This is a genomic window from Microvirga aerilata, from assembly GCF_016743775.1.
GTDB classification, from domain to species: Bacteria; Pseudomonadota; Alphaproteobacteria; order Rhizobiales; family Beijerinckiaceae; genus Microvirga; species Microvirga aerilata.
The window spans coordinates 147,503-170,160 of sequence record NZ_JAEQMY010000003.1 but is presented as its reverse complement, the minus strand read 5'-3'; the positions used below and the strand labels follow the sequence as shown (position 1 = coordinate 170,160).

The 22,658-nt window shown below is 64.3% G+C and carries 27 protein-coding genes; 4 read left to right on the top strand and 23 right to left on the bottom strand.

Features of this window, described 5'->3' with window-relative positions; genetic code table 11:
• Positions 1–130: 130 nt before the first annotated feature.
• The gene (locus tag JKG68_RS03735; protein ID WP_202055955.1) at positions 131–742 is read left to right on the top strand and encodes an alpha/beta hydrolase; all 612 of its coding nucleotides are present in this window, start codon (positions 131–133) and stop codon (positions 740–742) included.
• A 340-nt stretch (positions 743–1,082) separates the two neighbouring features.
• Here JKG68_RS03735 and JKG68_RS03730 read toward each other — a convergent pair whose 3' ends face one another.
• Entirely contained in the window at positions 1,083–2,162 is a 1,080-nt protein-coding gene (locus tag JKG68_RS03730; RefSeq protein WP_202055954.1) for a PLP-dependent cysteine synthase family protein, read from the bottom strand.
• Between the two features lie 354 nt (positions 2,163–2,516).
• Between JKG68_RS03730 and JKG68_RS03725 the strand changes: the two genes are divergently transcribed.
• Positions 2,517–3,353, top strand: a complete 837-nt coding sequence (locus JKG68_RS03725) for an alpha/beta hydrolase (RefSeq protein WP_202055953.1) — start codon at positions 2,517–2,519, stop codon at positions 3,351–3,353.
• Positions 3,354–3,413: 60 nt separating this feature from the next.
• Here the strand turns inward: JKG68_RS03725 and JKG68_RS03720 are convergent, their stop codons facing one another.
• Positions 3,414–4,946, bottom strand: a complete 1,533-nt coding sequence (locus tag JKG68_RS03720) for an acyl-CoA carboxylase subunit beta (RefSeq protein WP_202055952.1) — start codon at positions 4,944–4,946, stop codon at positions 3,414–3,416.
• A gap of 152 nt (positions 4,947–5,098) precedes the next feature.
• Here JKG68_RS03720 and JKG68_RS03715 point away from each other — a divergent pair, with 152 nt between their 5' ends.
• Entirely contained in the window at positions 5,099–5,479 is a 381-nt protein-coding gene (locus JKG68_RS03715) for a hypothetical protein (protein WP_312890724.1), read from the top strand.
• Positions 5,480–5,530: 51 nt separating this feature from the next.
• Here the strand turns inward: JKG68_RS03715 and JKG68_RS03710 are convergent, their stop codons facing one another.
• From JKG68_RS03710 to JKG68_RS03695, 5 genes are all read right to left on the bottom strand, one after another.
• Positions 5,531–6,265, bottom strand: a complete 735-nt coding sequence (locus tag JKG68_RS03710) for an ATP12 family chaperone protein (RefSeq protein ID WP_246515050.1) — start codon at positions 6,263–6,265, stop codon at positions 5,531–5,533.
• Between the two features lie 65 nt (positions 6,266–6,330).
• Positions 6,331–7,008, bottom strand: a complete 678-nt coding sequence (locus tag JKG68_RS03705) for an HAD-IA family hydrolase (RefSeq protein WP_202055950.1) — start codon at positions 7,006–7,008, stop codon at positions 6,331–6,333.
• Positions 7,009–7,037: 29 nt separating this feature from the next.
• The gene (locus tag JKG68_RS34185) at positions 7,038–7,163 is read right to left on the bottom strand and encodes a hypothetical protein (RefSeq protein WP_281399061.1); all 126 of its coding nucleotides are present in this window, start codon (positions 7,161–7,163) and stop codon (positions 7,038–7,040) included.
• A gap of 100 nt (positions 7,164–7,263) precedes the next feature.
• Entirely contained in the window at positions 7,264–8,988 is a 1,725-nt protein-coding gene (gene ftsH, locus JKG68_RS03700) for an ATP-dependent zinc metalloprotease FtsH (RefSeq protein ID WP_312890723.1), read from the bottom strand.
• Positions 8,989–9,152: 164 nt separating this feature from the next.
• A complete protein-coding gene (locus tag JKG68_RS03695; RefSeq protein WP_202055943.1) occupies positions 9,153–9,428 on the bottom strand; it encodes a GNAT family N-acetyltransferase in 276 nt (91 codons plus the stop codon).
• Between the two features lie 176 nt (positions 9,429–9,604).
• On the opposite strand from JKG68_RS03695, the gene JKG68_RS03690 reads away from it, so the two are divergent.
• Positions 9,605–10,072, top strand: coding sequence for a 5' nucleotidase, NT5C type (locus JKG68_RS03690; protein WP_202055941.1), 468 nt, complete (start codon positions 9,605–9,607; stop codon positions 10,070–10,072).
• Between the two features lie 9 nt (positions 10,073–10,081).
• Here the strand turns inward: JKG68_RS03690 and JKG68_RS03685 are convergent, their stop codons facing one another.
• From JKG68_RS03685 to rplR, 16 genes are all read right to left on the bottom strand, one after another.
• The gene (locus JKG68_RS03685; RefSeq protein WP_202055940.1) at positions 10,082–10,672 is read right to left on the bottom strand and encodes a GNAT family N-acetyltransferase; all 591 of its coding nucleotides are present in this window, start codon (positions 10,670–10,672) and stop codon (positions 10,082–10,084) included.
• Between the two features lie 121 nt (positions 10,673–10,793).
• Positions 10,794–11,255: a hypothetical protein gene (locus tag JKG68_RS03680; RefSeq protein WP_202055938.1), complete on the bottom strand. Its 462-nt coding sequence runs from the start codon at positions 11,253–11,255 to the stop codon at positions 10,794–10,796.
• Between the two features lie 225 nt (positions 11,256–11,480).
• Positions 11,481–12,734 (bottom strand): RluA family pseudouridine synthase, encoded by a 1,254-nt coding sequence (locus tag JKG68_RS03675; RefSeq protein ID WP_202055936.1) that lies wholly within the window; start codon positions 12,732–12,734, stop codon positions 11,481–11,483.
• A gap of 43 nt (positions 12,735–12,777) precedes the next feature.
• Entirely contained in the window at positions 12,778–13,164 is a 387-nt protein-coding gene (gene crcB / locus JKG68_RS03670) for a fluoride efflux transporter CrcB (RefSeq protein ID WP_312890722.1), read from the bottom strand.
• A 4-nt stretch (positions 13,165–13,168) separates the two neighbouring features.
• Positions 13,169–14,491: a replication-associated recombination protein A gene (locus JKG68_RS03665; RefSeq protein ID WP_202055932.1), complete on the bottom strand. Its 1,323-nt coding sequence runs from the start codon at positions 14,489–14,491 to the stop codon at positions 13,169–13,171.
• Between the two features lie 62 nt (positions 14,492–14,553).
• Positions 14,554–15,960: a DegQ family serine endoprotease gene (locus JKG68_RS03660; RefSeq protein ID WP_202055930.1), complete on the bottom strand. Its 1,407-nt coding sequence runs from the start codon at positions 15,958–15,960 to the stop codon at positions 14,554–14,556.
• A 149-nt stretch (positions 15,961–16,109) separates the two neighbouring features.
• Positions 16,110–16,532 carry a 50S ribosomal protein L17 gene (rplQ, locus tag JKG68_RS03655; RefSeq protein WP_202055928.1) on the bottom strand — a complete coding sequence of 141 codons (423 nt, stop codon included), beginning with the start codon at positions 16,530–16,532 and terminating at the stop codon, positions 16,110–16,112.
• A 121-nt stretch (positions 16,533–16,653) separates the two neighbouring features.
• Positions 16,654–17,715, bottom strand: coding sequence for a DNA-directed RNA polymerase subunit alpha (locus JKG68_RS03650; protein WP_202055926.1), 1,062 nt, complete (start codon positions 17,713–17,715; stop codon positions 16,654–16,656).
• A gap of 48 nt (positions 17,716–17,763) precedes the next feature.
• Positions 17,764–18,153 (bottom strand): 30S ribosomal protein S11, encoded by a 390-nt coding sequence (gene rpsK / locus JKG68_RS03645; RefSeq protein ID WP_009764323.1) that lies wholly within the window; start codon positions 18,151–18,153, stop codon positions 17,764–17,766.
• A 165-nt stretch (positions 18,154–18,318) separates the two neighbouring features.
• Positions 18,319–18,687 carry a 30S ribosomal protein S13 gene (gene rpsM / locus JKG68_RS03640; RefSeq protein WP_202055924.1) on the bottom strand — a complete coding sequence of 123 codons (369 nt, stop codon included), beginning with the start codon at positions 18,685–18,687 and terminating at the stop codon, positions 18,319–18,321.
• A 191-nt stretch (positions 18,688–18,878) separates the two neighbouring features.
• A complete protein-coding gene (locus tag JKG68_RS03635; RefSeq protein WP_202055922.1) occupies positions 18,879–19,460 on the bottom strand; it encodes an adenylate kinase in 582 nt (193 codons plus the stop codon).
• A 54-nt stretch (positions 19,461–19,514) separates the two neighbouring features.
• A complete protein-coding gene (secY, locus tag JKG68_RS03630; RefSeq protein WP_202055920.1) occupies positions 19,515–20,852 on the bottom strand; it encodes a preprotein translocase subunit SecY in 1,338 nt (445 codons plus the stop codon).
• A gap of 107 nt (positions 20,853–20,959) precedes the next feature.
• On the bottom strand, positions 20,960–21,433 hold the full coding sequence (gene rplO, locus JKG68_RS03625; RefSeq protein WP_202055918.1) for a 50S ribosomal protein L15: 474 nt from the start codon (positions 21,431–21,433) through the stop codon (positions 20,960–20,962).
• A 10-nt stretch (positions 21,434–21,443) separates the two neighbouring features.
• Positions 21,444–21,650, bottom strand: coding sequence for a 50S ribosomal protein L30 (gene rpmD, locus JKG68_RS03620; protein ID WP_202055916.1), 207 nt, complete (start codon positions 21,648–21,650; stop codon positions 21,444–21,446).
• Positions 21,651–21,664: 14 nt separating this feature from the next.
• Positions 21,665–22,234, bottom strand: a complete 570-nt coding sequence (gene rpsE / locus JKG68_RS03615; protein WP_099511403.1) for a 30S ribosomal protein S5 — start codon at positions 22,232–22,234, stop codon at positions 21,665–21,667.
• A gap of 61 nt (positions 22,235–22,295) precedes the next feature.
• Positions 22,296–22,658 (bottom strand): 50S ribosomal protein L18, encoded by a 363-nt coding sequence (gene rplR / locus JKG68_RS03610; protein ID WP_202055915.1) that lies wholly within the window; start codon positions 22,656–22,658, stop codon positions 22,296–22,298.

The window sequence follows — 22,658 nt, the reverse complement described above, 5'->3', positions numbered from 1 at the left end:
TGCCCTCCACGGGAGAGGGTCACCTGCAAAGCAGATCGGGAGAGGGAGAGCTCGTCTGACGCCTCCTCCTCTCCCGGCTCATTCCGTTCGCCACCCTCTCCCAAGAAGGGGAGAGGGACAGGAGACAACCATGACCGAACTGTCCTTTATCCACCGCTATGAGCCCGCCACCGAAACCGGGCGTCCGCCGCTCCTGCTGCTTCATGGCACCGGTGGCGACGAAAACGACCTGCTGGGCCTCGGCCGCATGATTTCCCCCGGCGCCGCCCTGCTCTCCCCGCGCGGGAAGATCCTGGAGAACGGCATGCCGCGCTTCTTCCGCCGCCTGGCGGAGGGGGTGTTCGACGAGGAGGACGTGAAGCTCCGCGCCGGCGAACTCGCGGACTTCGTCGCGCAGGCCCGCCAAGCCTATGGGCTCGAGGCCCCGGTCGCGGTGGGCTTCTCCAACGGGGCCAACATCGCCGCCGCCATGATGATGCTGCGCCCGGAGGCATTGACGGGCGCGGCCCTGCTGCGGGCGATGGTGCCCCTGTCCGAGGCTCCGCAGGCGGATCTCGCCGGCAAGCGGGTGCTGATGATCTCAGGCGCCATGGACCCGATCATCCCGGCTGAGAACTCCGCGCAGTTGGCAGCGTCCCTGTCGGCATTCGGCGCCGAGGTGCAGCACCAGGTCCTGCCGACGGGACACGGGTTGTCCCAGACGGATCTGCAACTGCTGGTGAGATGGTTCGGCGGCCGATGAAACGGCTGATGAAAGTGTGCACGGCCACAACAAGTGCGGCCATGACGTTGCGGGTTCAGGATCGTTATTCCCGGTAAGACGCAGTTGAGGGGAGGCCATCTGCTGAGCGGGTGAGTGGATCCCCTTCCCTCCCTTCGCTCGCCGTGGATGACAGCGGGGCGCTGACCTCCCGGTTCTGCCCCCGCTGCTCCGCCTTTAATGTCATTCCCGGCCGGAGCGTCAGCGAAGGGGAAGGGAATCCACTCACCCGCACACCGCTACGGACTCCCTTGCCGCACCGCGTGCGCCGGGAATGACAGTTCCGGCCAGCCAAGGCCAGGCTCAGCCCAGCCCCTCCGTCTTAGGAAGTGCTGAGAACCCCGGTCTCGAAGAACCTCTCCATGGCATCCTCGGCCGACTTGATGCAGATGCCCCGCTGTCCGAGCCAAGCATCGTCGAAATGGGTGCTGCGATAGCGCTCGCCCGAGTCGCACAGAAGCGTTACGACAGAGCCCGTCTCGCCGTTCTTCACCATGTCGCCGATAACCTGGGCCACAGCCCACAGGTTGGTGCCGGTCGAGCCGCCGCAGGAGCGGCCGATGCGGCGTGACAGGACCCGCGCGGCGGCGATGCTCGCAGCATCGGGCACAGCGTAGGCACGGTCGATCAGCTCCGGCACGAAGGATGGCTCGCAGCGCGGGCGGCCGATGCCCTCGATCACCGAGGGCGGCCCGGAAGCCGTGCACACGGCGCGATCCGCCAGGTGCCGGTAAAACACCGATGCCTCCGGATCGGCAAGACACAGGCGCGTCGGCAGGCGGCGGTAGCGGATATAGCGACCGAGCGTCGCCGAGGTGCCGCCGGTTCCGGCTCCCACCACGATCCAGCTTGGGATCGGATGCTCCTCATGCGCCATCTGGCTGAAGATCGATTCTGCGATGTTGTTGTTGCCGCGCCAGTCCGTCGCCCGCTCGGCATAGGTGAACTGGTCCATGTAATGGCCGCCCAATTCCTCGGCGAGGCATGCGCTCTCCGCGTACATTTCGGCCGGCGAATCCACGAAGTGGCTCTCGCCGCCGTAGAAGGCGATCTGCGCGATCTTCTCAGCCGAGGTCGAACGCGGCATCACGGCAATGAAACGCAGGCCCAGCATACGGGCGAAATACGCCTCCGACACGGCGGTCGAGCCGCTCGATGCCTCAATGACCGTCGTGTCCAGCCCGATCCAGCCGTTGCACAGGCCATACAGAAACAGCGAGCGCGCCAGCCGGTGCTTGAGGCTGCCCGAGGGGTGGGTCGACTCGTCCTTGAGATAAAGCGAAATGCGGGGCACGGCCGGCAGCGGCACCTGCAGCAGATGCGTGTCCGACGAGCGGTTGAAATCCGCCTCGATGATCTGGATGGCGGTGGAGACCCAGGCGCGGGTTGAGGAAATGGTCATAGGGCAGCTTGGTAGAAGGGGCTGGATCAGGAAGCAAGACGCCACATTCGGAGGCAGGGACTCGATGTGGACGAGCCCTGCCCCCAGCGTCATTACCGGCAGGCCGCGCAGCGGAGGGGAAGGAAAACCATAGCGCTGAGCATGTGGGTGGATCCCCTTCCCGGCCTAACGGCCGCCGGGGATGATACCGGATAGCAGACTGCGTCAGTCAGAGGACTGCCGGCCACCGTTCGCATTGTTGTTGCGCAGCGCAATTGCCGCAACGTCACCAAGCACTAAGTTTAATCGCCCAACCATAGGAACCGGGAGGAAGCAGTGGGACTAATACCAGCCTTGAGCAGGATTGCTGTCGCGATGGCAGCCACGATGGCTGCCTGGACTGCCGATGCGGGCACCGTCGTTTCGCAGAAATTCCAGTCCCCGACCCTGAAGCGCGAATGGGTCTACAACGTCTACCTTCCGGACGGCTACGACACGGGCAAGCTGCGCTACCCCGTGATGTATCTCCTGCACGGCAATGGCGGCGACGAGAACGAGTGGGTGGCCAAGGGCGAAGCCCAGAGGACCATCGACCGGCTTATCGCCGACGGCCTGATGCCGCCCGCCGTCGTGATCCTCCCATCTGCCACGACCACCTGGTACGTGGACCGCAAGGAGCCGATGGAGACGGCTTTCCTCAAGGACTTGATGCCGGAGGCCGAGAGCAAGTTCCGAATCATGACCGACCGCATGGGCCGCGTGATCGGCGGCGTGTCCATGGGCGGTTACGGATCGCTGCGCTTTGCCCTCAAGAACCCGGAGATGTTTGCATCGGTCGCCCTGGTGAGCCCCGCGATCTATGTTCCCGAGCCGCCGGAAACCTCATCGGCCCGCCGTGTGGGCGTGTTCGGCGAGCAGTACGATCCCGAGGTCTGGAAGTCCTTGAACTATCCGACTCTCATCGACGCCTTCCTGGCGAAGAAGATCAGCATGCCGGTCCACTTCAGCTCCGGCGACCATGACGAGTTTCAGATCGAGTACCACGCCACCAACCTGTACAAGGTCTGGCGCGACAACAAGATTCCGGCGGAACTGCGCGTCATCGACGGCGCGCACAACTGGGACACGTTCAAGCAGCTCCTGCCGGATGCCATGCGCTACGTCTTCCAGACGGTGCGGCGGCCGGAACTGGTGAACGGGGCATCGCAGTAAGAAGCGCCACGACGTCCCTTCAAAGAAGCCCCGGTTCAGAGCCGGGGCTTTTTTAGTGCCTTAGAGCGGAATGTTGTCGTGCTTCTTCCAAGGCCGCTCGGTTTCCTTGTGGCGCAGCATCGCCAAGGCCCGCGCAATCCGCCGCCGCGTCGAATGCGGCATGATCACCTCGTCGATGTAGCCGCGCTCGGCGGCCACGAAGGGCGACATGAAGCGGTCTTCGTATTCCTTGGTGCGGGCTGCGATCTTCTCCTGGTCGCCGATGTCCTGGCGGAAGATGATCTCCACCGCGCCCTTGGCGCCCATCACGGCAATCTGGGCGGTGGGCCAGGCGTAGTTCACATCGCCGCCGATATGCTTCGAGGCCATCACGTCATAGGCGCCGCCGAAGGCCTTTCGCGTAATGACCGTGACCAACGGAACGGTGGCTTCGGAATAAGCAAACAGCAGCTTGGCGCCGTGCTTGATCAAGCCGCCATATTCCTGCGCGGTGCCCGGTAGGAAGCCTGGCACGTCCTCGAAGGTGACGATGGGGATGTTGAAGGCATCGCAGAAGCGCACGAAGCGCGCCGCCTTGCGGGAGGCATCCGAATCGAGCACGCCCGCCAGCACCATCGGCTGGTTGGCCACGAACCCAACCGTGCGGCCCTCGATGCGCCCGAAGCCGGTGATGATGTTTTTCGCGTAAGATTCCTGGATCTCGAAGAAATCCGCCTCGTCCACGACCTTCAGGATCAGCTCCTTCATGTCGTAGGGCTTGTTCGGGTTCTCCGGGATCAGGGTGTCGAGGCTGTCGTCCACGCGGGCGGGATCGTCGAAGCTTGGAAGCTCCGGCACCCCGTCCATGTTGTTGGCGGGCAGGAAATCGATGAGGCGGCGCACCTGGAGCAGCGCCTCCACGTCGTTGTCATAGGCGCCGTCTGCCACCGACGACTTGGTGGTGTGCACCTTGGCGCCGCCGAGTTCCTCAGAGGTCACGGTCTCGTTGGTGACGGTCTTCACCACGTCGGGGCCGGTGACGAACATGTAGGAGCGGTCGCGCACCATGAAGATGAAGTCGGTCATAGCGGGCGAATAGACGTCGCCGCCCGCGCATGGGCCCATGATGACCGAGATCTGCGGGATCACGCCCGAGGCGATCACGTTTCGCTTGAACACCTCGCCGTATCCGCCGAGCGCCGCCACGCCCTCCTGGATTCGGGCACCGCCGGCATCGAACAGACCGATGATGGGGGCCCGCATTTTCAGCGCCATGTCCTGGATCTTGGTGATCTTCTGGGCGTGGGCCTCGGAGAGCGAGCCTCCGAAGACGGTGAAATCCTTGGCGAAGACGAAGACCGTGCGGCCGTTGACGGTGCCCCAGCCGGTGACCACGCCGTCGCCGGGGATCTTGGCCTTGTCCATGCCGAAATCGGTGGAGCGGTGCTCGACGAACATGTCGAACTCCTCGAAGGAGCCCTTGTCGAGCAGGAGCTCGATGCGTTCGCGGGCAGTCAGCTTGCCCCGGCCGTGCTGCGCCTCGATGCGCTTCTCGCCGCCGCCAAGGCGTGCCTGGGCACGCCGCTCCTCAAGCCGTTCGAGCATGTCTTTCATTGGGGATCCCTGGATGCCGGGGGAAATGTTCCTCCCCGCTTAGCACAGCCGTGCCGCGCTCAAAATCCCACTATGGGCGTGTGCTCCACAACACTTCACATCGGCAGAGCAGCAAGGTAGGAGTTACTTGTTATAACGTTTTCAAGGGGCTGATGATGAAGAATACTTATAAACTCGCGGCTCTTGCCGCGTCCGTGTCGCTCATGGCGGCCGGCTGCGCAAGCCGCTCGGAGGACGTGGGAGCCGCCTATGTGTCCCTGACCACCTATCAGAGCTACAACTGCAAGGAACTGAGCCTCGAAGCTCAGCGGGTCAGCAGCGCGGCGGCTTCAGCCGCGGGCGCCCAGGATTCCCAGCGGACCAAGGATGCGGTCGCCACGACCGCGGCCGTCGTCATCTTCTGGCCCGCCGCCTTCTTCGTGGGCGGCGACAATGCCAAGACTGCGGAACTCGCCAACCTGAAGGGACAGATGCAGGCCATCGAGGCTGCCTCGATCCAGAAGAAATGCGGGATTACCTTCAACCGGGCTTAAAGCCGGTCTCGTCATGAAAGCCGCCGACGCCTCCTGCATCGGCGGCTTTTTTTATTGAATGGCCAAGCGGTAGAGCATCGAGGCCGCCTTGAAATCGGCCTCGCGCCTGTGGCGGCGCTCCATGGCCTCGTAGTCCTGGCCCCAGACGCTTTCCTGAAACAGCTCGTCCACATGGGCCGCAGCCCAGGCCTGGTCCACATCGAGCTGCTGCGCGGCATGGGCGAGCGCGATCAGGACCGAGCCGGAGAGCGTGGTCATGACGTGCAGGGCCGCAAGGGCAAAGGGGGACTTGATGCCCTCAATGGCTTTGCGAATGGCCGCAACCGCTTCATCCGGCTGCGCCACATGCATGACGCCTTCGCCCAGGGTGAAGCGTGCCCCATGGATGTCCTTCGCCCAATCGAGAACAGGGTTCCATGCAGTGTCCTGGGACTGGGCCAGGCGCTCCGGGTCACTGGCCCGGTAGTAGACCAGATCCGACCCGGCGTAGCGGACGAGATCGTCCACGACCTCCGCCTGCCGGGGGGCGACGCCGTCGATCGCGGAATTGACGATGCGGGTGATGGGCATGGTGGAAGGGTCGATCTCGGCCCCTTGCCCCTGCCATTCCTCGGCAAGCGCCTCGGCCAACCCCCGCGACGGCACGGCCAGAACTTGCTTGGTGGGGGTCTTTGCGGTGCGCCCATCGAGGGTGAGCAGGAACTGGCCGTCCCGCTCCTCCACACCGGCCTGCTTGTAGAAGCGCTTCGGCAGGGCAGGCTTCATGCCGGCCTGAGCCGCACGCATGGGGTTCGGTTCCTCCTGAGACGGGAACCAGTCACGTGAATCTGTCATGGGCGTCAAATAAGAGCTCAGGCCGAAATCTGCGAGGGAGCTTCGAGAAAATCCTGCAGAACCGTCTCCAGCTCCGCATAGGAATGAACGATGGGTCCAGCACCGGCCTCGGTGAGCGCCGCCACCGGCTGGAAGCCCCAGGAAACGCCGACCGGCAGCACCCCGGCGGCGCAGGCCATGGCCATGTCGAAGCTGGAATCGCCGATCATCACGGTATCTTGGGGAGATACGTCGGTCGCGGCCATTGCCTGGAGGATCATGCCCGGATGAGGCTTGGAGGGCGCATCGTCCGCCGTCTGGATCGTTGCGAAGCCCCCTTGCCACCCAAAGCTGTCGAGCAGGCGGGCCACGCCTCGCTGGGTGTTGCCGGTGGCGATCCCGAGCAGCACGCCTTCACGGTGCCGGAGCCCCTCGATGCACTCCCGAGCACCGAGGAACAGCCGCTCGGCATGGGCCGGATCCTGGCGCAGGGCAGCGGAGACATCCTTATAGGCGGCCACCAAGCGCGCGATGGGCGCTTTCGGCCCCGCCAGAGCCATGAAGGCTTCCGTAAGCGAGAGGCCGACGATGGACAGCGCCCTCTCCCGGCTCGGCGGCTCCAACCCATGCGCCTCGAACGTCATCCGCTGCGCCGCGACGATGATGCTCTGGCTGTCGACCAGGGTGCCGTCGACATCGAAAAGAACGAGCTTCAAGGATTTCTCCCGACCGGTGCCTGCCGAAATCAGCTCTGCGGGGCGGTGCCGCGGCAGAGCTGCGGCGTGTTCAGATTCCAGTTCCCGCATTTGTCACAGGCTGTCGCCAGCAATCCAAGGCCGATGACGACGGTGACGCGAATGACATGCTTCATGGTTGAGCCCCTTTTGCAGGGCACCTTATTCAATAATCCTCGGCACTGCCAGGGTGAGCTCGGCCACCGATGGGGAATGAGCCGGGAGACCGGCTGCCCGTCAGGCAGCCAGCCTCGCCTCCTGCCTCAGAACGATCCGGCGGACCTCGTCACCCTCGATCGTTTCGTGCTCCAGGAGCGCTTCAATGAGAGCATCCAGCGCTCCCCGGTTCTCTGCGATGCAGGCCTTGGCGGCGTCATACATCTCTTCGATGATGCGGCGGATTTCCTGCTCCACCTCGCGCGGCAGGCTCTCGCCGGAACGCGAAATCCGTACCATGCCGATGGCCGGGCTCATGCCCCACTCGGTCACCATCCGGGTCACGATGTTGGTGGCGTGAGCAATGTCGCTGGCTGCCCCCGTCGTCACTTTCTTGGGGCCGAACACCACCTCCTCGGCAGCCCGTCCGCCCATGGCGACGATGAGATCGGCCTCCAGCTTCTCCACCGGAATGCAGAACCGGTCGTGGTCGGGCAGCCGCATGACGAGGCCGAGCGCCTGGCCATGGGGAATGATGGTGGCGCTGTGCACCTTGTCGGATTCGGGCAGCAGGCAAGCGCACAGGGCATGCCCCGCCTCGTGGACGGCCACGAGCCTGCGCTCTTCCGCCGAGACGACGAGGGAGCGCCGCTCGAGGCCCATGATGATCTTGTTGCGGGCCGCTTCCAGATGCTCGCGGGTGACCGCGTCCATGCCCTCACGGGCTGCGAAGATCGCGGCCTCGTTCAGGAGGTTGCCGAGGTCGGCACCCGAGAATCCGGGCGTGCCCTTCGCGATGGATGCCAGATTGACCCCATCGGCAAGCTTCACGTTCCGGGCGTGAACGTTGAGGATCGCCTCACGGCCGCCGATGTCGGGAAGACCGATGTGAACCTGGCGGTCGAACCGGCCGGGGCGCAGGAGCGCGGGATCGAGCACGTCGACGCGGTTGGTAGCCCCGATCACGATCACGCCAGCGGTGGTGTTGAAGCCATCCATCTCCACAAGAAGCTGGTTAAGCGTCGCCTCGAACTCCCGGTCGGCCGCGGATCCGCCACCGCCGCGCTTGCGGCCGATGGCATCGATCTCGTCGATGAAAATCAGGCAGGGCGCCTTTTTCCGGGCCTGCTCGAACAGCTTCGAAACCCGCCCCTTGGCAATACCGATGAGTGGAGCCGAGAAGTCGCTTCCCGACACGGCCATGAAGGAGACGCCGGCCTCGCCGGCCAGGGCCTTGGCGATCAGGGTCTTGCCCGTTCCGGGTGGCCCAACCATCAGGAGGCCGCGGGGGATGCGGGCGCCGACCTTCGTGAAGGCTTCGGAATCCTTCAGGAAGGCGATCACCTCCTGGAGCTCGGCCTTGGCCTCGTTCTGGCCGGCGACATCGTCGAAGCGGTTCGGGATGCCTCGGATCACGCGCGGCCAGCGGGAGGTCGGCTTGAAATCGGTCTGGATGGCCAGCATGACGAGCACGGCCGCAACCAAGATCAGCGGCACCAGGATGCTGGCCATGTGGGCGGGATCGAAGCCGGGCTTCTTGAAGTCCACCTCTGCGCCGGCAGCCGTGATCCGCTCGATATAGTCCGCGCTCACGAGGCCGTTGGGCAGGCGAACGAACACGGTCCGCTCGCCCGTCGAGACGGACAGTCCGCCACTCTCGATCAGAACCTTCTGAACCTTCTTCTCGGCAAGCTCCCGCGCGAAATCCGAATAGCTGATCTCAGCCACAGGCTCGGCAAGGAGTCGGGGAGCCATGAACACGGCGGCCGCGACGATCAGGGCAAGGATGGCGGCGGTGATGGCCACGCCTCTTCTGGTCAACAGCCTTCTTGCTTTCTCGAGAACGTTGGTCACAGGCGGCGCCCCCTAGCGCGATTTGAAGTTTTTTTAAGGAGCCGCTGTTTAGTTCACTTTGACGCAGATCGCAGTACGGCGAATGGGCACACCCACCGGATGGAGGGGATCGGCATTCAGTTCAGGAGGTCGGCATATTCCTTGTGGCGACGGATCCAGGCCCAGGCATAGCCGCAGAGCGGCTTGATCGTGCGTCCTTCGGAGCGGGCGATCTCGGCAACCCCGCGCATCAATTCGCCGGCGGCCCCCGTGCCTCGCAAGGAGATCGCGGCCTCCACATGCCGGATCACGAGGGCCGATCCCCGGCGCTCATAGGTCGCAAAGGCAAGCTGCCCGTTCCGCTCGAGCTCGAACCGATGATTGGCGACGTTGTCGCGAACAGCGCTGCTCATGCTTCAATCCACCTGACACGCCTTACCGGAATCAACTCCATCCGGCAGGCGGCGTTCCGGCAACGGTAGCGCTTGAGCCGAACCAGGGAGGAACAACGCCCCTCATGGCCGGTTTCGTGATGGGCAGGAGGTGCTCCTGCCCAAGCCTGCATCGTGAGCGGAGGAAGACCCAATTCATGCCGACCGTGTTCCTGGATTGCGACGGGGTGCTGGCGGACTTCGACAAGGGCGCGTCCCGTATCTTCGGGATGTCTCCGGGCGAGTACGAGCGCCGGTTTGGCCTGAAGCGGTTCTGGTCCGAGCTCGCCTCAACGCCTGATTTCTTCAACAGCCTCGACCTGCTGCCCGATGCCATGGAGCTGTTCGAAGCCGTCCGGTCGCTCAACCCCGTCATCCTCACCGGCCTGCCCCGTGGCGCCTGGGCCGAGCCGCAGAAGCGCCGATGGGCGGAGCGGCACTTCCCCGGCACCGAGGTGATCACCACCACGGCCGCCCTGAAGCGCGAACACTGCCGCCCGGGCGACGCCCTGGTCGACGACCGGGACAAGTACCGCAACCTCTGGGAGGGAGCCGGCGGCATCTTCATTCATCACAGGAGCGCGGCAGGCTCGATCAAGCGCCTGCGGGAGCAAGGGTTTCTCTGAGAACGATCCTCAGGCGGAGGCGAGCCGCTGCTCCAGGCGGGCTTTCACCTCCGGCCACTCCTCAGGAAGGATGCTGTAGACCGCCGTGTCGCGAATATGCCCGTCGGGCATGATCATGTGCCGGCGCAGGATGCCGTCGAGCCTCGCCCCCAGGCGCTCGATGGCGGCGCGGGACTGATCGTTGCGGGAATGGGTGCGGATCTCGACCGCGATGCAGCCGAGGACCTCGAAGGCATGCCGCAGCATGAGGAACTTGGCATGGGTGTTGACGAAGGTTCTCTGCCAGGATTTCGCGATCCAGGTGGTGCCGATCTCAACCCTGCGGTTGACCGCATCGATGTTCATGTAGCGGGTGGAGCCGACGACGCGGTTGCCGTCGTTCACAACGGTCGCGAAGGGAAGCGCAAGACCTGCCGCCTGCAGATCCAGGGCCTTCCGCACATAGCCATCGAAGCCGTCCGCTTGCGGCACCGTGGTGGTGGTCTTTTCCCACAAGGCGCCGTCGCTGGCGGCCTGCCCGAGCGCCGGAACGTCCGCGAGGCTCAACGGCCGCAAGGTCAGCCGGTCTGTCGAGAGTGTCACGGGCTCGATGTGCAGCATGGTGAAGGCGCCTTTGAGTTCTGCCGCTTTGTCTCCGATTCAGGAGGAGCTTGCAACAGTCGCAGGCGCCATCAGGAGACTAAATGCCTCCTGATGAGGTCTCCAACTTCAAAGGTTCGCGTCAGCTCAGCAGGTAGACCAGGCCGGGCAGGCTCACCGCAAGCGCCGCCAGGGCCCAGGCCCCCACGGCCGATTGCCAGGTGACGTTCCCTGTTGCGTTGCGCAGCCGCTGGGCACAGGTGGAAGCCTCCATCGTGTGCCCGCTCAGGCAGGAGCAAAGGGCATAATGGGCCTGACCGTCCGACAGGGCGAAGTAGCGCATCGCATCGCCGAGCCTGTCGCTTGCCAGACCGTCGGCCCTGAGCACGGGGTCGTCATAGGCCAGGGTCAGTGGAGAATCGTCCTCGCGAACCAAGGCTCTCTCTGCGGGGGGCTTGTACTCGATTTCACCGAGGGAGTTCAGGCGCCGCGTGGGATCCCGTTCGAGCAGGTCGATCCAACGCTGAAGTCGTTCCTGCCGGGACAAGGGCCTCGGCTGAACGTCGGCTACGCTACGGAGCTGATCAAGAGGCTTGTGTTCCATCGATCTCCTCCCTGCTAGAGCATCGGACCCAAAAGTGGACCCCACTTTTGGGATCCATCCGATGCTCACGTTGAAGCAGCGCATCGTTCGGGCAGAAACCGTGTCCACTTTTCCGCACGATGCGCTAGGGCTCAGGCAGCCGGGTGGCTGACCGAGACACCCGATGCTGCGCGCCATGCGAGGCGAAAGTGCGACAGGCGGAGGGATCGAAAGTGGTACTGAACGCTAGTCTTCGGGCGCCTCGACGATGGGGTCGTAGCGGCTCGTGTCGAAGCCGAGAAGATTGAAGCTCTGCTGCATGTGAGACGGCAGCGGCGCGGTGATGTCGATGGGCTTGCCGGTTCTCGGATGGGCGATGACGATGCGGCGCGCCAGAAGATGCAGCTTGTTCTGGATACCCCCCGGCAGCTCCCAGTTCTCGATGTCGAAATACTTGGGATCGCCGACAATCGGGTGGCCGATATGGGCCGCGTGCGCGCGCAGCTGGTGCGTGCGTCCGGTCACCGGCTTCAGGGACAGCCAGGCAAGCTTCTGCGCTGCCGTATCGACGATGGCGTAGTAGGTCAGCGCGTGGCTTGCACCCTCGTCGCCGTGCTTGGCAACGCGCATGCGGGAATCGCCCTCATCGCCTTCCTTGGCGAGATAGGTGGACACCCGCCCCTGCTTGACCCGCGGCACGCCGGCCACGAGCGCCCAGTAGATCTTGCGCGTCGTGCGGGCGCGGAAGGACTTCGCCATGGTGGACGCGGCAAAGCGCGTCTTGGCGATCACGAGACAGCCGGCCGTGTCCTTGTCGAGGCGATGCACGAGGCGGGGCTTCTGCCCCTCCTCGTCCTGTAGGCTTTCGAGCAATCCATCCACATGCCGCTTGGTGCCGGAACCGCCCTGGACCGCCAGGCCCATGGGCTTGTTGATGATGAGAACATCCTTGTCCTCGTAGAGCGTGATCGACTTCAGGAACTCGCGGTCATCCTGATCCTTGGCGGAGCTGCGGGAGACGGGCCTCGGCTGATCGAGCTTCAGCGGCGGCACGCGCACCTTTTGACCGGCAACCAAACGTTCGTTGGGCTGCGCCCGCTTCCCGTCGATGCGCAGCTCGCCCTTGCGGACGATGCGCTGGATATGGGTGAAGGCCAGTTGCGGGAAGCGGGCGACCAGGAAGCGGTCGACGCGCATGTCGGCCTCGTCGGGTTCGACCACGAGGGTCTGCACGCCTGTCGCCAGAACCTCCTGGGCCTCCGCCTTGGCTTGCGCCCGGGTCTGACGGGGAGCCTCCGCCGGTGCGGGCTTTGCCTGAGGCCGTAACGCAGGCGCCTCGCGCAGGGCCGGCGCCGGGCGTGGCTTGGCCGCAGCCGATTTCACGCTGCGCTGCTTCGCTGGCGCCTTGCGCGCAGGCCTGTCCTCCCGGGAGCGAAAGCCCTGCCGAGATTCCTTCCGCCCGCCACGGGCACCATTCTGTCCTGAACCGCTTTTTCTCATGTCTGTGTGGGTACCAGAGCGCCGCGCGGGCGGCAATCGAGGTTTAGGCCGATATGCCTCGAACCAGAGCAAGACCGGCGACCAGCCCGGCAAGCGAGAGAAGAACCGAAGCTGCCACATAGGTAACGGCGGTCCCTGTCTCGCCCCTCTCCCAGAGCAGCACCGCATCGAGCGAGAAGGCCGAGAACGTGGTGAACCCGCCGAGAATTCCCGTTGTCAGAAACAGCCTCAAGGGCAGGCTCCACTCCTCGCCCGCCTTGAGGGCGAGCCACGCGGCGCAGGCGCCCATGACGAAGGAGCCCAGAACGTTCACCGTCAGGGTCCCCCACGGAAAGGCCGGTCCGCAGAAGCGCGTGCAGCCGAGATTAATTGCGTGGCGCAGAGAGCCGCCGATACCGGCGCCGAGGAACACAAGGAGATAGGAGTTCACGGATCTACTCCTGCCCGTCCTTGCCCCGCCGCTCCCGGCGCAGCCTCTCCCACCACTCGAGCCGCTTCCCGATCTCCCGCTCGAAGCCGCGATCCACCGGCTCATAGAAGGATTGCCGACCCAGCTTGTCCGGCCAGTAATCCTGGCCCGAAAAGGCGTCCGGCTCGTCGTGGTCGTAGGCGTAGCTCTCCCCATAGCCGATCTGCTTCATGAGCTTGGTCGGCGCGTTCAGGATGGTCTTGGGCGGCATGAGGGAGCCATGCTCCTTCGCCACCCGCGTGGCCGCCTTGTAGGCTGTGTAGAGGGCGTTCGATTTCGGCGCTGTGGCGAGATAGACGGCGGCCTGAGCGAGCGCCAGTTCACCCTCAGGCGAGCCGAGGAAGTCGAAGGCGTCCTTGGCCGCGTTGGCGATAACCAGCGCCTGCGGATCGGCCATGCCGATGTCCTCCACCGCCGCCCGCACCAGACGGCGCGCGATGAAGAGCCGGTCCTCGCCTGCATCCAACATGCGCGTCAGATAATAGAGCGCCGCATCCGGATCGGAGCCGCGGATGGTCTTGTGCAGGGCGGAGATGAGGTTGTAGTGCCCCTCCTGCCCCTTGTCGTAGATCGGCGCGCGCCGCTGGATGATCTCCTGCAGCTGCTCGGCGTCGAAAACCTCATCAGGCTTGGCCGACCGCCAGACTTCTTCCGCCAGGGTCAGCACGGCGCGCCCGTCTCCATCCGCCATGCGCACCAGGGACGCCCTCGCCTCCTCGTCGAGCGGCAGGCTTTTCCCCGTGATCCCCTCCGCCCGTGCCAGGATCTTCCCGATCGCCTCCTCGTCGAGGGATCTGAAGAGAAGCACCCGGGCCCGGGAGAGAAGCGCCGCATTCAGCTCGAAGGACGGGTTCTCGGTGGTAGCTCCTACCAGAGTGATGGTGCCGTCTTCCATCACAGGCAGGAAGGCATCGAGCTGGGCCCGGTTGAAACGGTGGATCTCGTCCACGAAGAGCAGCGTCCCCTTGCCCGTCGACCGGCGATGCCGGGCGGTCTCGAACATCTTCTTGAGGTCCGCCACACCGGAGAAAATCGCCGAAATCTGGTCGAAGTGCAGCTCGGTCTCATGGGCGAGAAGCCGCGCGACCGTTGTCTTGCCGGTGCCGGGAGGCCCCCAGAAGATCAGGGAACCAAGGGACTTCGAGGCAATCAGCCGGGTCAGAATTCCGTCTGGTCCAACGAGATGGTCCTGACCGACCACCTCGGAGAGCTTGGTTGGCCGCATCCTGTCCGCCAGCGGACGGGGGGCATTCTGGTCGAGGCCGGCGGATGTAAACAGGTCGCTCATGATGATCGGGGACTCAAGGATTACCCCAACATCAATAGCCGATCCGCACGCTGCCGTCCCGCTTATCGGCCAAGCACCGTCGTGAAGACCCGCCCGCCCCGGCTGATGGTGATCTCCCAGTAGCCGCTGTTGCGGTTGATCATGCGCTCCGCGTCCCGTGTGGACGCCACCCGTTCGCCGTTGATAGCGACGATCTGATCGCCCTTCTCGAACCCGACGCTGGCGGCAACGCTCCGGTCCTCCAGGTCGGCAACGACGACGCCGTCATCGGCTACTTCGATCTGCAACTCGTCCGCGACGGCGGGCGACATGTTCACGAGGGTCGCGCCGGCAAACGGGGTACGGCCGCGGCCGCGCACCGGCTCTCGCAGAGGATTTTCCGGCGGGGGCATGAGCCTGACCTGGAGCGTCGTCTGCTTGCCGCCCCTGAGAACGGTGAGCGGAGCCTGCCCTTGAGTGCCTTTCAGGGTGAAGCGATAGCCGAAGGAGTCCGGGTTATCCACGGACTGCCCGTCAACCGCCAGAATGGCGTCGCCACGCTTGAGCCCCGCTTCGGCCGCAGGGCCTTTATCGTAGACTGATGTGACGAGCACGCCCATCGGGCGCTCCAGGCCGAGACCCGTCGCGATGTCTCCGTCCACCGGCTGGAGGCGCGCGCCGAGCCAGGGGCGGACGACGTTCTTGGCACCGCCCTTGGCGGAGTTGAGCACCACCCGAACCATGCTTGAGGGCACCGCAAAGCCTATGCCGATGCTGCCCCCCGAGCGGGAATAGATGGCGGTGTTGATCCCCACAACGCGGCCATTCATGTCGATGAGGGCGCCGCCCGAATTGCCCGGGTTGATGGCCGCATCCGTTTGGATGAAGAATTGGTAGTCGGAAATGCCCACCTGCGTCCGCGCCAGGGCGGACACGATGCCCTGCGTCACCGTCTGGCCGACGCCGAAAGGGTTGCCGATGGCGAGCACGATGTCGCCCACCTGAAGGGCCTCCGAGTCGCCGAGCTCGATGGCCTGCAGGTTCGAGGGGTTCTTCAGCTTGAGCACGGCGATATCCGTGCGGGAGTCGCGCAGCAGGATCTCGGCCTCGAACTCGCGGCGGTCGGCCAGGGCGACCTTCACCTCGTTCATGTTCTCGATCACGTGGTTGTTCGTGATCACGAGGCCTGCCGGGTCCACGATGACGCCGGAGCCGAGCGAGCTCTGGGACCGCCCACGGGGAACGCCGGGGGCGTTGTCCCCGAAGAACCGGCGGAAGTATTCCTCCATGGCGGCGTTCTGCCGGCGCTCCGAGCGGCTGGCATAAACGTTGACAACGGCGCCTGCGGTCTGCCGAACGATGGGCGCGAAGGACAGCTGCACCTGGGCCCTGCTCTCGGGAACGGCGCGCTGGGTTTGAGCCTCCGAGCCCGCTGCTCCGAGGACGAGCGCAAGGGCAACCAGTGGCAGACGAAACGAAGAACGGCGCATGGCAGGCGAATCCCTTGATCAACGAGGGTCTTCGATAAAACGTGGGACCGGAAACACCAAGTTCCAAGCGATCAGGCCGGTGAGCCAGCCCGGAAACAAAAAGGGCGGCCCGAAGGACCGCCCTTGATGAAAGTCTCAGAACCAGGCGCTTACTCAGCGGCCTCGACGAGCTCGTCCTTCATGGTCGGGCCCGAATCCTGGCCGCGCGCATCCACGTCGCGGTCCACGAACTCGATCACGGCCATCGGGGCGTTGTCACCGTAGCGGAAGCCGGCCTTCAGGACGCGGGTATAGCCACCCTGACGCTCCTGGTAGCGCGGGCCGAGGACCGCGAAGAGCTTCTTGACCATGCCTTCGTCGCGCAGCTGCGACATGGCAAGGCGACGGGCATGCAGGTCGCCGCGCTTGCCCAGCGTGATCAGCTTCTCGACGACGGGACGCAGGTCCTTCGCCTTCGGCAGGGTCGTGACGATCTGCTCGTGCTTGATCAGCGCAGCCGCCATATTGGCGAACATGGCCTTGCGGTGTTCGGTCGTGCGGTTGAAGCGACGACCACGGAATCCGTGACGCATTGGCTTTCTCCTTGATGTTCCGGCCGCCGGGCCAAGGGCCGACCGTCTCTCTTAATTAGCCGCCCTTCGGGCGGGGCAGATGCTGGGGCCGGCGCTCAGGTCGAGGACGGCCCCAGGATTCTTAGTAGTGCTCTTCGAAGCGCTTCGCGAGGTCTTCGATGTTCTCCGGCGGCCAGCCCGGCACGTCCATGCCGAGGTGCAGGCCCATGCCGGCCAGAACTTCCTTGATCTCGTTGAGCGACTTGCGGCCGAAGTTCGGGGTGCGGAGCATTTCCGCCTCGGACTTCTGGATGAGGTCGCCGATATAGACGATGTTGTCGTTCTTCAGGCAGTTTGCCGAACGGACCGACAGCTCGAGCTCGTCGACCTTCTTGAGGAGCGCCGGGTTGAACGGAAGCTGCGGCGCGGCGGCGGCGGCCTCTTCCTTGCGGGGCTCTTCGAAGTTGACGAACACCTGGAGCTGATCCTGGAGAATGCGGGCGGCATAAGCCACGGCGTCCTCAGGGGTCACGGCGCCGTTGGTCTCGACCGTCATGATCAGCTTGTCGTAATCGAGGATCTGACCCTCACGGGTGTTCTCGATGCGATAGGAGACCTTCTTCACCGGGCTGTAGAGCGAATCGACCGGGATGAGGCCGATCGGAGCGTCCTCGGTGCGGTTGCGCTCGGACGGAACGTAGCCCTTGCCGGTGTCGACGGTGAACTCCATGCGGATTTCCGCGCCCTCGTCGAGGGTGCAGAGCACGAGCTCGGGATTCAGGATCTGAACGTCACCGACCGTGTTGATGTCGCCTGCTGTCACGGCACCGGGGCCGGTCTTGCGGAGCGTCATGCGCTTGGCGCCTTCGCTCTGCATCTTGATGGCGATCGTCTTCACGTTCAGGACGATGTCCGTCACGTCCTCACGGACGCCCGGAATCGAGGAGAACTCGTGCAGCACGCCGTCGATATGCACTGCGGTCACGGCAGCGCCCTGGAGCGACGACAGCAGCACGCGGCGCAGGGAGTTGCCGAGCGTCGTGCCGAAGCCACGCTCGAGCGGCTCGGCCACGACCGTCGCAATGCGCTTCGGATCGTCGCCGGGGGCGACTTCGAGCTTGTTCGGCTTAATCAGCTCTTGCCAGTTCTTTTGGATCACAACCACACCTCTCGAGGTACGGCTTGAAGGGAGGCTTTTGGCCATCCCTTTAAACCGGAACGCGCGTGGGGGTGCCCCACGCGCAGGATAACCTTAGACGCGGCGACGCTTGCGCGGGCGGCAGCCATTGTGCGGGATCGGCGTTACGTCACGGATCGACGTGACGGTGAAACCGGCCGACTGGAGGGCGCGCAGGGCGGACTCACGGCCGGAGCCGGGACCGGACACCTCGACCTCGAGGGTGCGCATGCCGTGCTCGGCAGCCTTGCGGGCCGCATCTTCAGCGGCGATCTGAGCCGCATAAGGGGTCGACTTACGCGAGCCCTTGAAACCCATCGCGCCGGCCGAGGACCACGAGATCGTGTTGCCCTGGGCGTCCGTGATGGTGATCATGGTGTTGTTGAACGAGGCGTTCACATGCGCCACGCCGGAAACGATGTTCTTGCGTTCGCGGCGGCGGACGCGGGTAGCTTCTTTAGCCATTCCAAAGATCCTTCAAGCGCGCCCGTCATGCCAGGCGCTCGGGAGTTTCGACTTCGTCATGGCCGGGCTCGGCCCGGCCATTGCATCTGAATTCTGGCGCCGCATCGAGCGCGAGATCCCCGGATCAGGTCCGGGGACGATCTTGGGCGGAGGACCGCCCTGAGATTACTTCTTCTTGCCGGCGATCGGCTTCGACTTGCCCTTGCGGGTGCGGGCATTCGTGTGCGTGCGCTGGCCGCGAACGGGCAGGCTGCGGCGGTGGCGAAGGCCACGGTAGGCAGCGAGATCCATGAGACGCTTGATGTTCATGGACACTTCGCGGCGCAGGTCGCCTTCGACGATATAGTCACGGTCGATCGTCTCGCGGATCGCCAGGACCTCGGCGTCGGTCAGCTGGTTCACGCGGCGCTCGGCCGGGATGTTGACCTTCTCGATGATTTCCTGGGCCTTCTTGGCGCCAATGCCGTGGATGTACTGAAGCGCGATCACAACGCGCTTGGCTGTCGGAATGTTGACGCCAGCAATACGGGCCATCGTCCGTCTCCATGTATGAAGCAGTGCTTCGAGTTATGATTATCGCGCGTCCGGTGGAGGCCGGCCCTTGCGCGGGCTTATTCAGAACACAACAATCCAGAGCGGCCTCCTATGAAGCCCTCTGGATATGCAGGTTCTTGTGCAAGAGCTTGCCCCTAGCGGATTTTCTACCCTGGGTCAAGCCCTTCTCGTCAGCGACCGAGGATTTCCTTCATCGCTTCCGTCACATCGTCGATGGGCTTCATTCCATCCACGGTCTTGAGCATGCTCTTGCCGTCGTAATAGGCCGAAAGCGGAGCAGTCTGATTTCTGTAAGCCTCGAGCCTGGTCTTGAACACGTCGGGATTGTCGTCCTTGCGGACCGGCTCCCCGCGGGCCTCCGTGTCCTTCGCCCTCTTGACGATACGCTCGACCAGTTCAGCCTCGTTTACCTTGAACTCGATGACGGCATCGAGCTTCAGGCCCTTGGCGTCGAGCATGGCGTCGAAAGCTTCAGCCTGTGCCACTGTGCGAGGGAAACCGTCGAGGATGAAGCCGCTCTTGGCGTCAGCCTCCTCGATCCGGTCCGCGATGATGCCGACGACGATATCGTCGGACACTAGCTCCCCGCGATCCATGACAGCCTTGGCCTTGAGGCCGACCGGCGTACCGGCGGCCACGGCTGCGCGGAGCATGTCGCCGGTCGACAGCTGGGGAATTCCCAGCCGCTCGACTAGACGCACGGCCTGAGTGCCTTTTCCGGCCCCCGGCGGCCCCAGCAGGATGATCCTCATCGACGCCCCCCTGACTTCGTCGAGAATGCTCGCCTTGAGGCAAGCCATTCTATATTAGCGCCTGCGCGCACCCTTGAGCTTCGTCTTCTTGACGAGACCCTCATACTGGTGAGCCAGCAGGTGCCCGTGAACCTGAGCGACCGTGTCCATGGTAACAGACACCACGATCAGAAGCGAAGTGCCGCCAAAGTAGAATGGCAGAGCCGCGTAGGATACCAGCAATTCTGGTATCAGGCAGATAATCACCAGATAAGCGGCGCCCAGCACGGTGATGCGCGTCAGAACCTGATCGATGAAGTCGGCCGTCCGTTCGCCGGGGCGAATGCCGGGGATGAAGCCGCCCTGCTTCTTCAGGTTGTCGGCCGTCTCCGTCGGATTGAAGACGATTGCCGTATAGAAGAAGGCGAAGAACACGATCAGCGCCGCATACATGAACATGTAGGCGGGCCGGCCATGGCCCAGATAAGCCGTCAGCGTTGCGATGAAGCCGGTTCCGTCCGCATTGCTCTGGAAACTGGCGATGGTGGCTGGCAGCAGCAGCAGCGAGGAGGCAAAGATCGGCGGGATCACGCCCGAGGTGTTCAGCTTGAGGGGCAAGAACGAAGTCTGACCCTCATACATCCGGTTGCCCACCTGGCGCTTCGGATAGTTGATGAGCAGCCGGCGCTGGGCACGCTCCATGAACACGACGAAGTAGATGATGCCGATCGCCATCACGATCACGCCGATGATCAGGCCCGTCGAGATCGCGCCCTGACGGCCAAGCTCGAGGGTTCCGGCAATGGCACTCGGTAGGTTCGCCACGATGCCAGCGAAGATGATCAGCGAGGTGCCGTTGCCGATGCCCCGCGACGTGATCTGCTCGCCCAGCCACATGAGGAACATGGTGCCGCCGGTCAGGGTGATGACCGTCGAGATTAGGAAGAACGGGCCAGGCGCCTCCACGATGGTGCCGGAGCTCTGCAGCCCGACCGCGATGCCCCAGGACTGGAACACCGCCAGCAGGACGGTGAGATAGCGGGTATATTGATTGAGGATCTTGCGACCGGCCTCGCCTTCCTTCTTGAGCGCCTCGAGGGAGGGCAGCACGGAGGTGAGCAGCTGAACAATGATCGACGCCGAGATGTACGGCATGATGTTCAGGGCAAAGATTGCCATGCGCTCGACGGCGCCGCCGGAGAACATGTTGAACAGGCCGAGCACACCGCCGCTGGCGTTCTGGAAGCTCTGACGGAGAGCCTCCGGATCAATGCCGGGCAGCGGAATGTAGGTGCCGAGCCGATAGACGATGAGGGCGCCAAGGGTAAACCAAATGCGCTTCTTCAGCTCATCGGCCTTCGCGATGGCACCGAAGTTGATGTTTGCCGCAAGTTGCTCGGCTGCTGAGGCCATAGTGTTGTCCCCGAAATGTCTGGATACGTGACGTTCATCACGCAAACGGCGGCCACGCGATCTTCACGCGGGCCGCCGCTTGGATCTTGGTCAATGTGGGCGCGGGCTCACGCCTGCGCAACGGCACCCAGGAGGGTGACCGAGCCACCAGCCTTCTCGATCGCTTCGACGGCCGACTTGGACGCGCCGTGGACCTGGAAGGAAAGCTTCGACGTCAGCTCGCCGACACCGAGGATCTTCACGCCGTCGCGCGGCTTGGAGACCACGCCGGCAGCCACCAGCGTCTCGACGGTCACCGGAGCGCCCATATCGAGCTTTCCGGCTTCCACGGCCTGCTGGATTCTGCCGACATTCACCTCATTGAGGTCAATCTGGTTCGGCTTGTTGAAGCCGCGCTTCGGGAGGCGACGGTGCAGAGGCATCTGACCGCCTTCGAAGCCCTTGATCGCCACGCCGGTACGGGACTTCTGTCCCTTGACGCCGCGACCACCGGTCTTGCCCTTGCCGGAGCCGATACCGCGGCCGACACGCATGCGGTTCTTGGTGGAACCTTCGTTGTCACGAATTTCGTTGAGTTTCATGACGCTCTCCTCACTGCCCGTCGACAACGCGCACGAGGTGCTTGACCTTTTCGATCATGCCGCGAACTGCCGGCGTGTCTTCCAAGGTCGAGGTGCGGTGAAGCTTGTTGAGCTTGAGGCCGACCAGCGTCTGACGCTGCTTGGCCTCGCGGCGGATCGGCGACCCGATCTGCTCAACGGTGATGGTGGTGCCTGAAGCGGCTGGGTTCTTTGCCATTGTCAAAGCCTCCCTTACGCTTCAGCGCCAGCGGCTTCGCTGGTATCTGCGTCGCGGCGGCGAGCCTGCAGCGTCGAGACCTTCAGGCCACGGCGAGCGGCAACCGAGCGCGGGCTGTCCTCGTTCTTGAGCGCGTCGAAGGTTGCGCGAACGAGGTTGTACGGGTTCGAGGAGCCGAGCGACTTGGCCACCACGTCCTGCATGCCCACCACTTCGAACACGGCGCGCATCGGGCCGCCGGCGATGATGCCGGTACCCTGCGGAGCGGCACGCAGTACGACCTTGCCGGCGCCATGGCGGCCGTTCACGTCGTGGTGAAGCGTGCGGCCTTCACGAAGGGCGACGCGGATCATGGAGCGCTTGGCAGCGTCCGTAGCCTTGCGGATCGCCTCCGGCACCTCACGGGCCTTGCCGTGGCCGAAGCCGACGCGGCCCTTCTGGTCGCCGACGACGACGAGAGCAGCAAAGCCGAAGCGGCGGCCGCCCTTCACGACTTTGGCGACGCGGTTGATGTGGACCAGGCGGTCCACGAATTCGCTGTCGCGCTCTTCGCGATCAGCACGTTCTCTTGGTTCTCTTGCCATGAGACCTCTCACTTGCGCGGGCGGCGGGCCCGCTCGCTAAGGGTTGTGGATTAACCCGCCGTTAGAAATCGAGTCCGCTCTCACGGGCAGCGTCGGCCAGAGCCTTGACGCGACCGTGATAGAGGTAGCCCGAACGGTCGAAGATGACCTGCGTCACGCCGGCCTGTGCCGCACGCTCCGCCACGAGCCGCCCAACTTCCTTTGCCGCGTCAACGGTGGCGCCGGTCTTGAGCTTGCCCTTCACGTCAGCCTCGAGAGTCGACGCCGAGGCAACCGTGTGGCCGCGCACGTCATCGATAATCTGGGCGTAGATCTGCTTGGACGAACGGAAGACCGACAAACGCGGACGGCCATTCGCTGCCTTCTTGATCGCACGGCGCACACGAGCCTTGCGGCGATCTTCAGCGCCTTTCTTCTCAGCCAT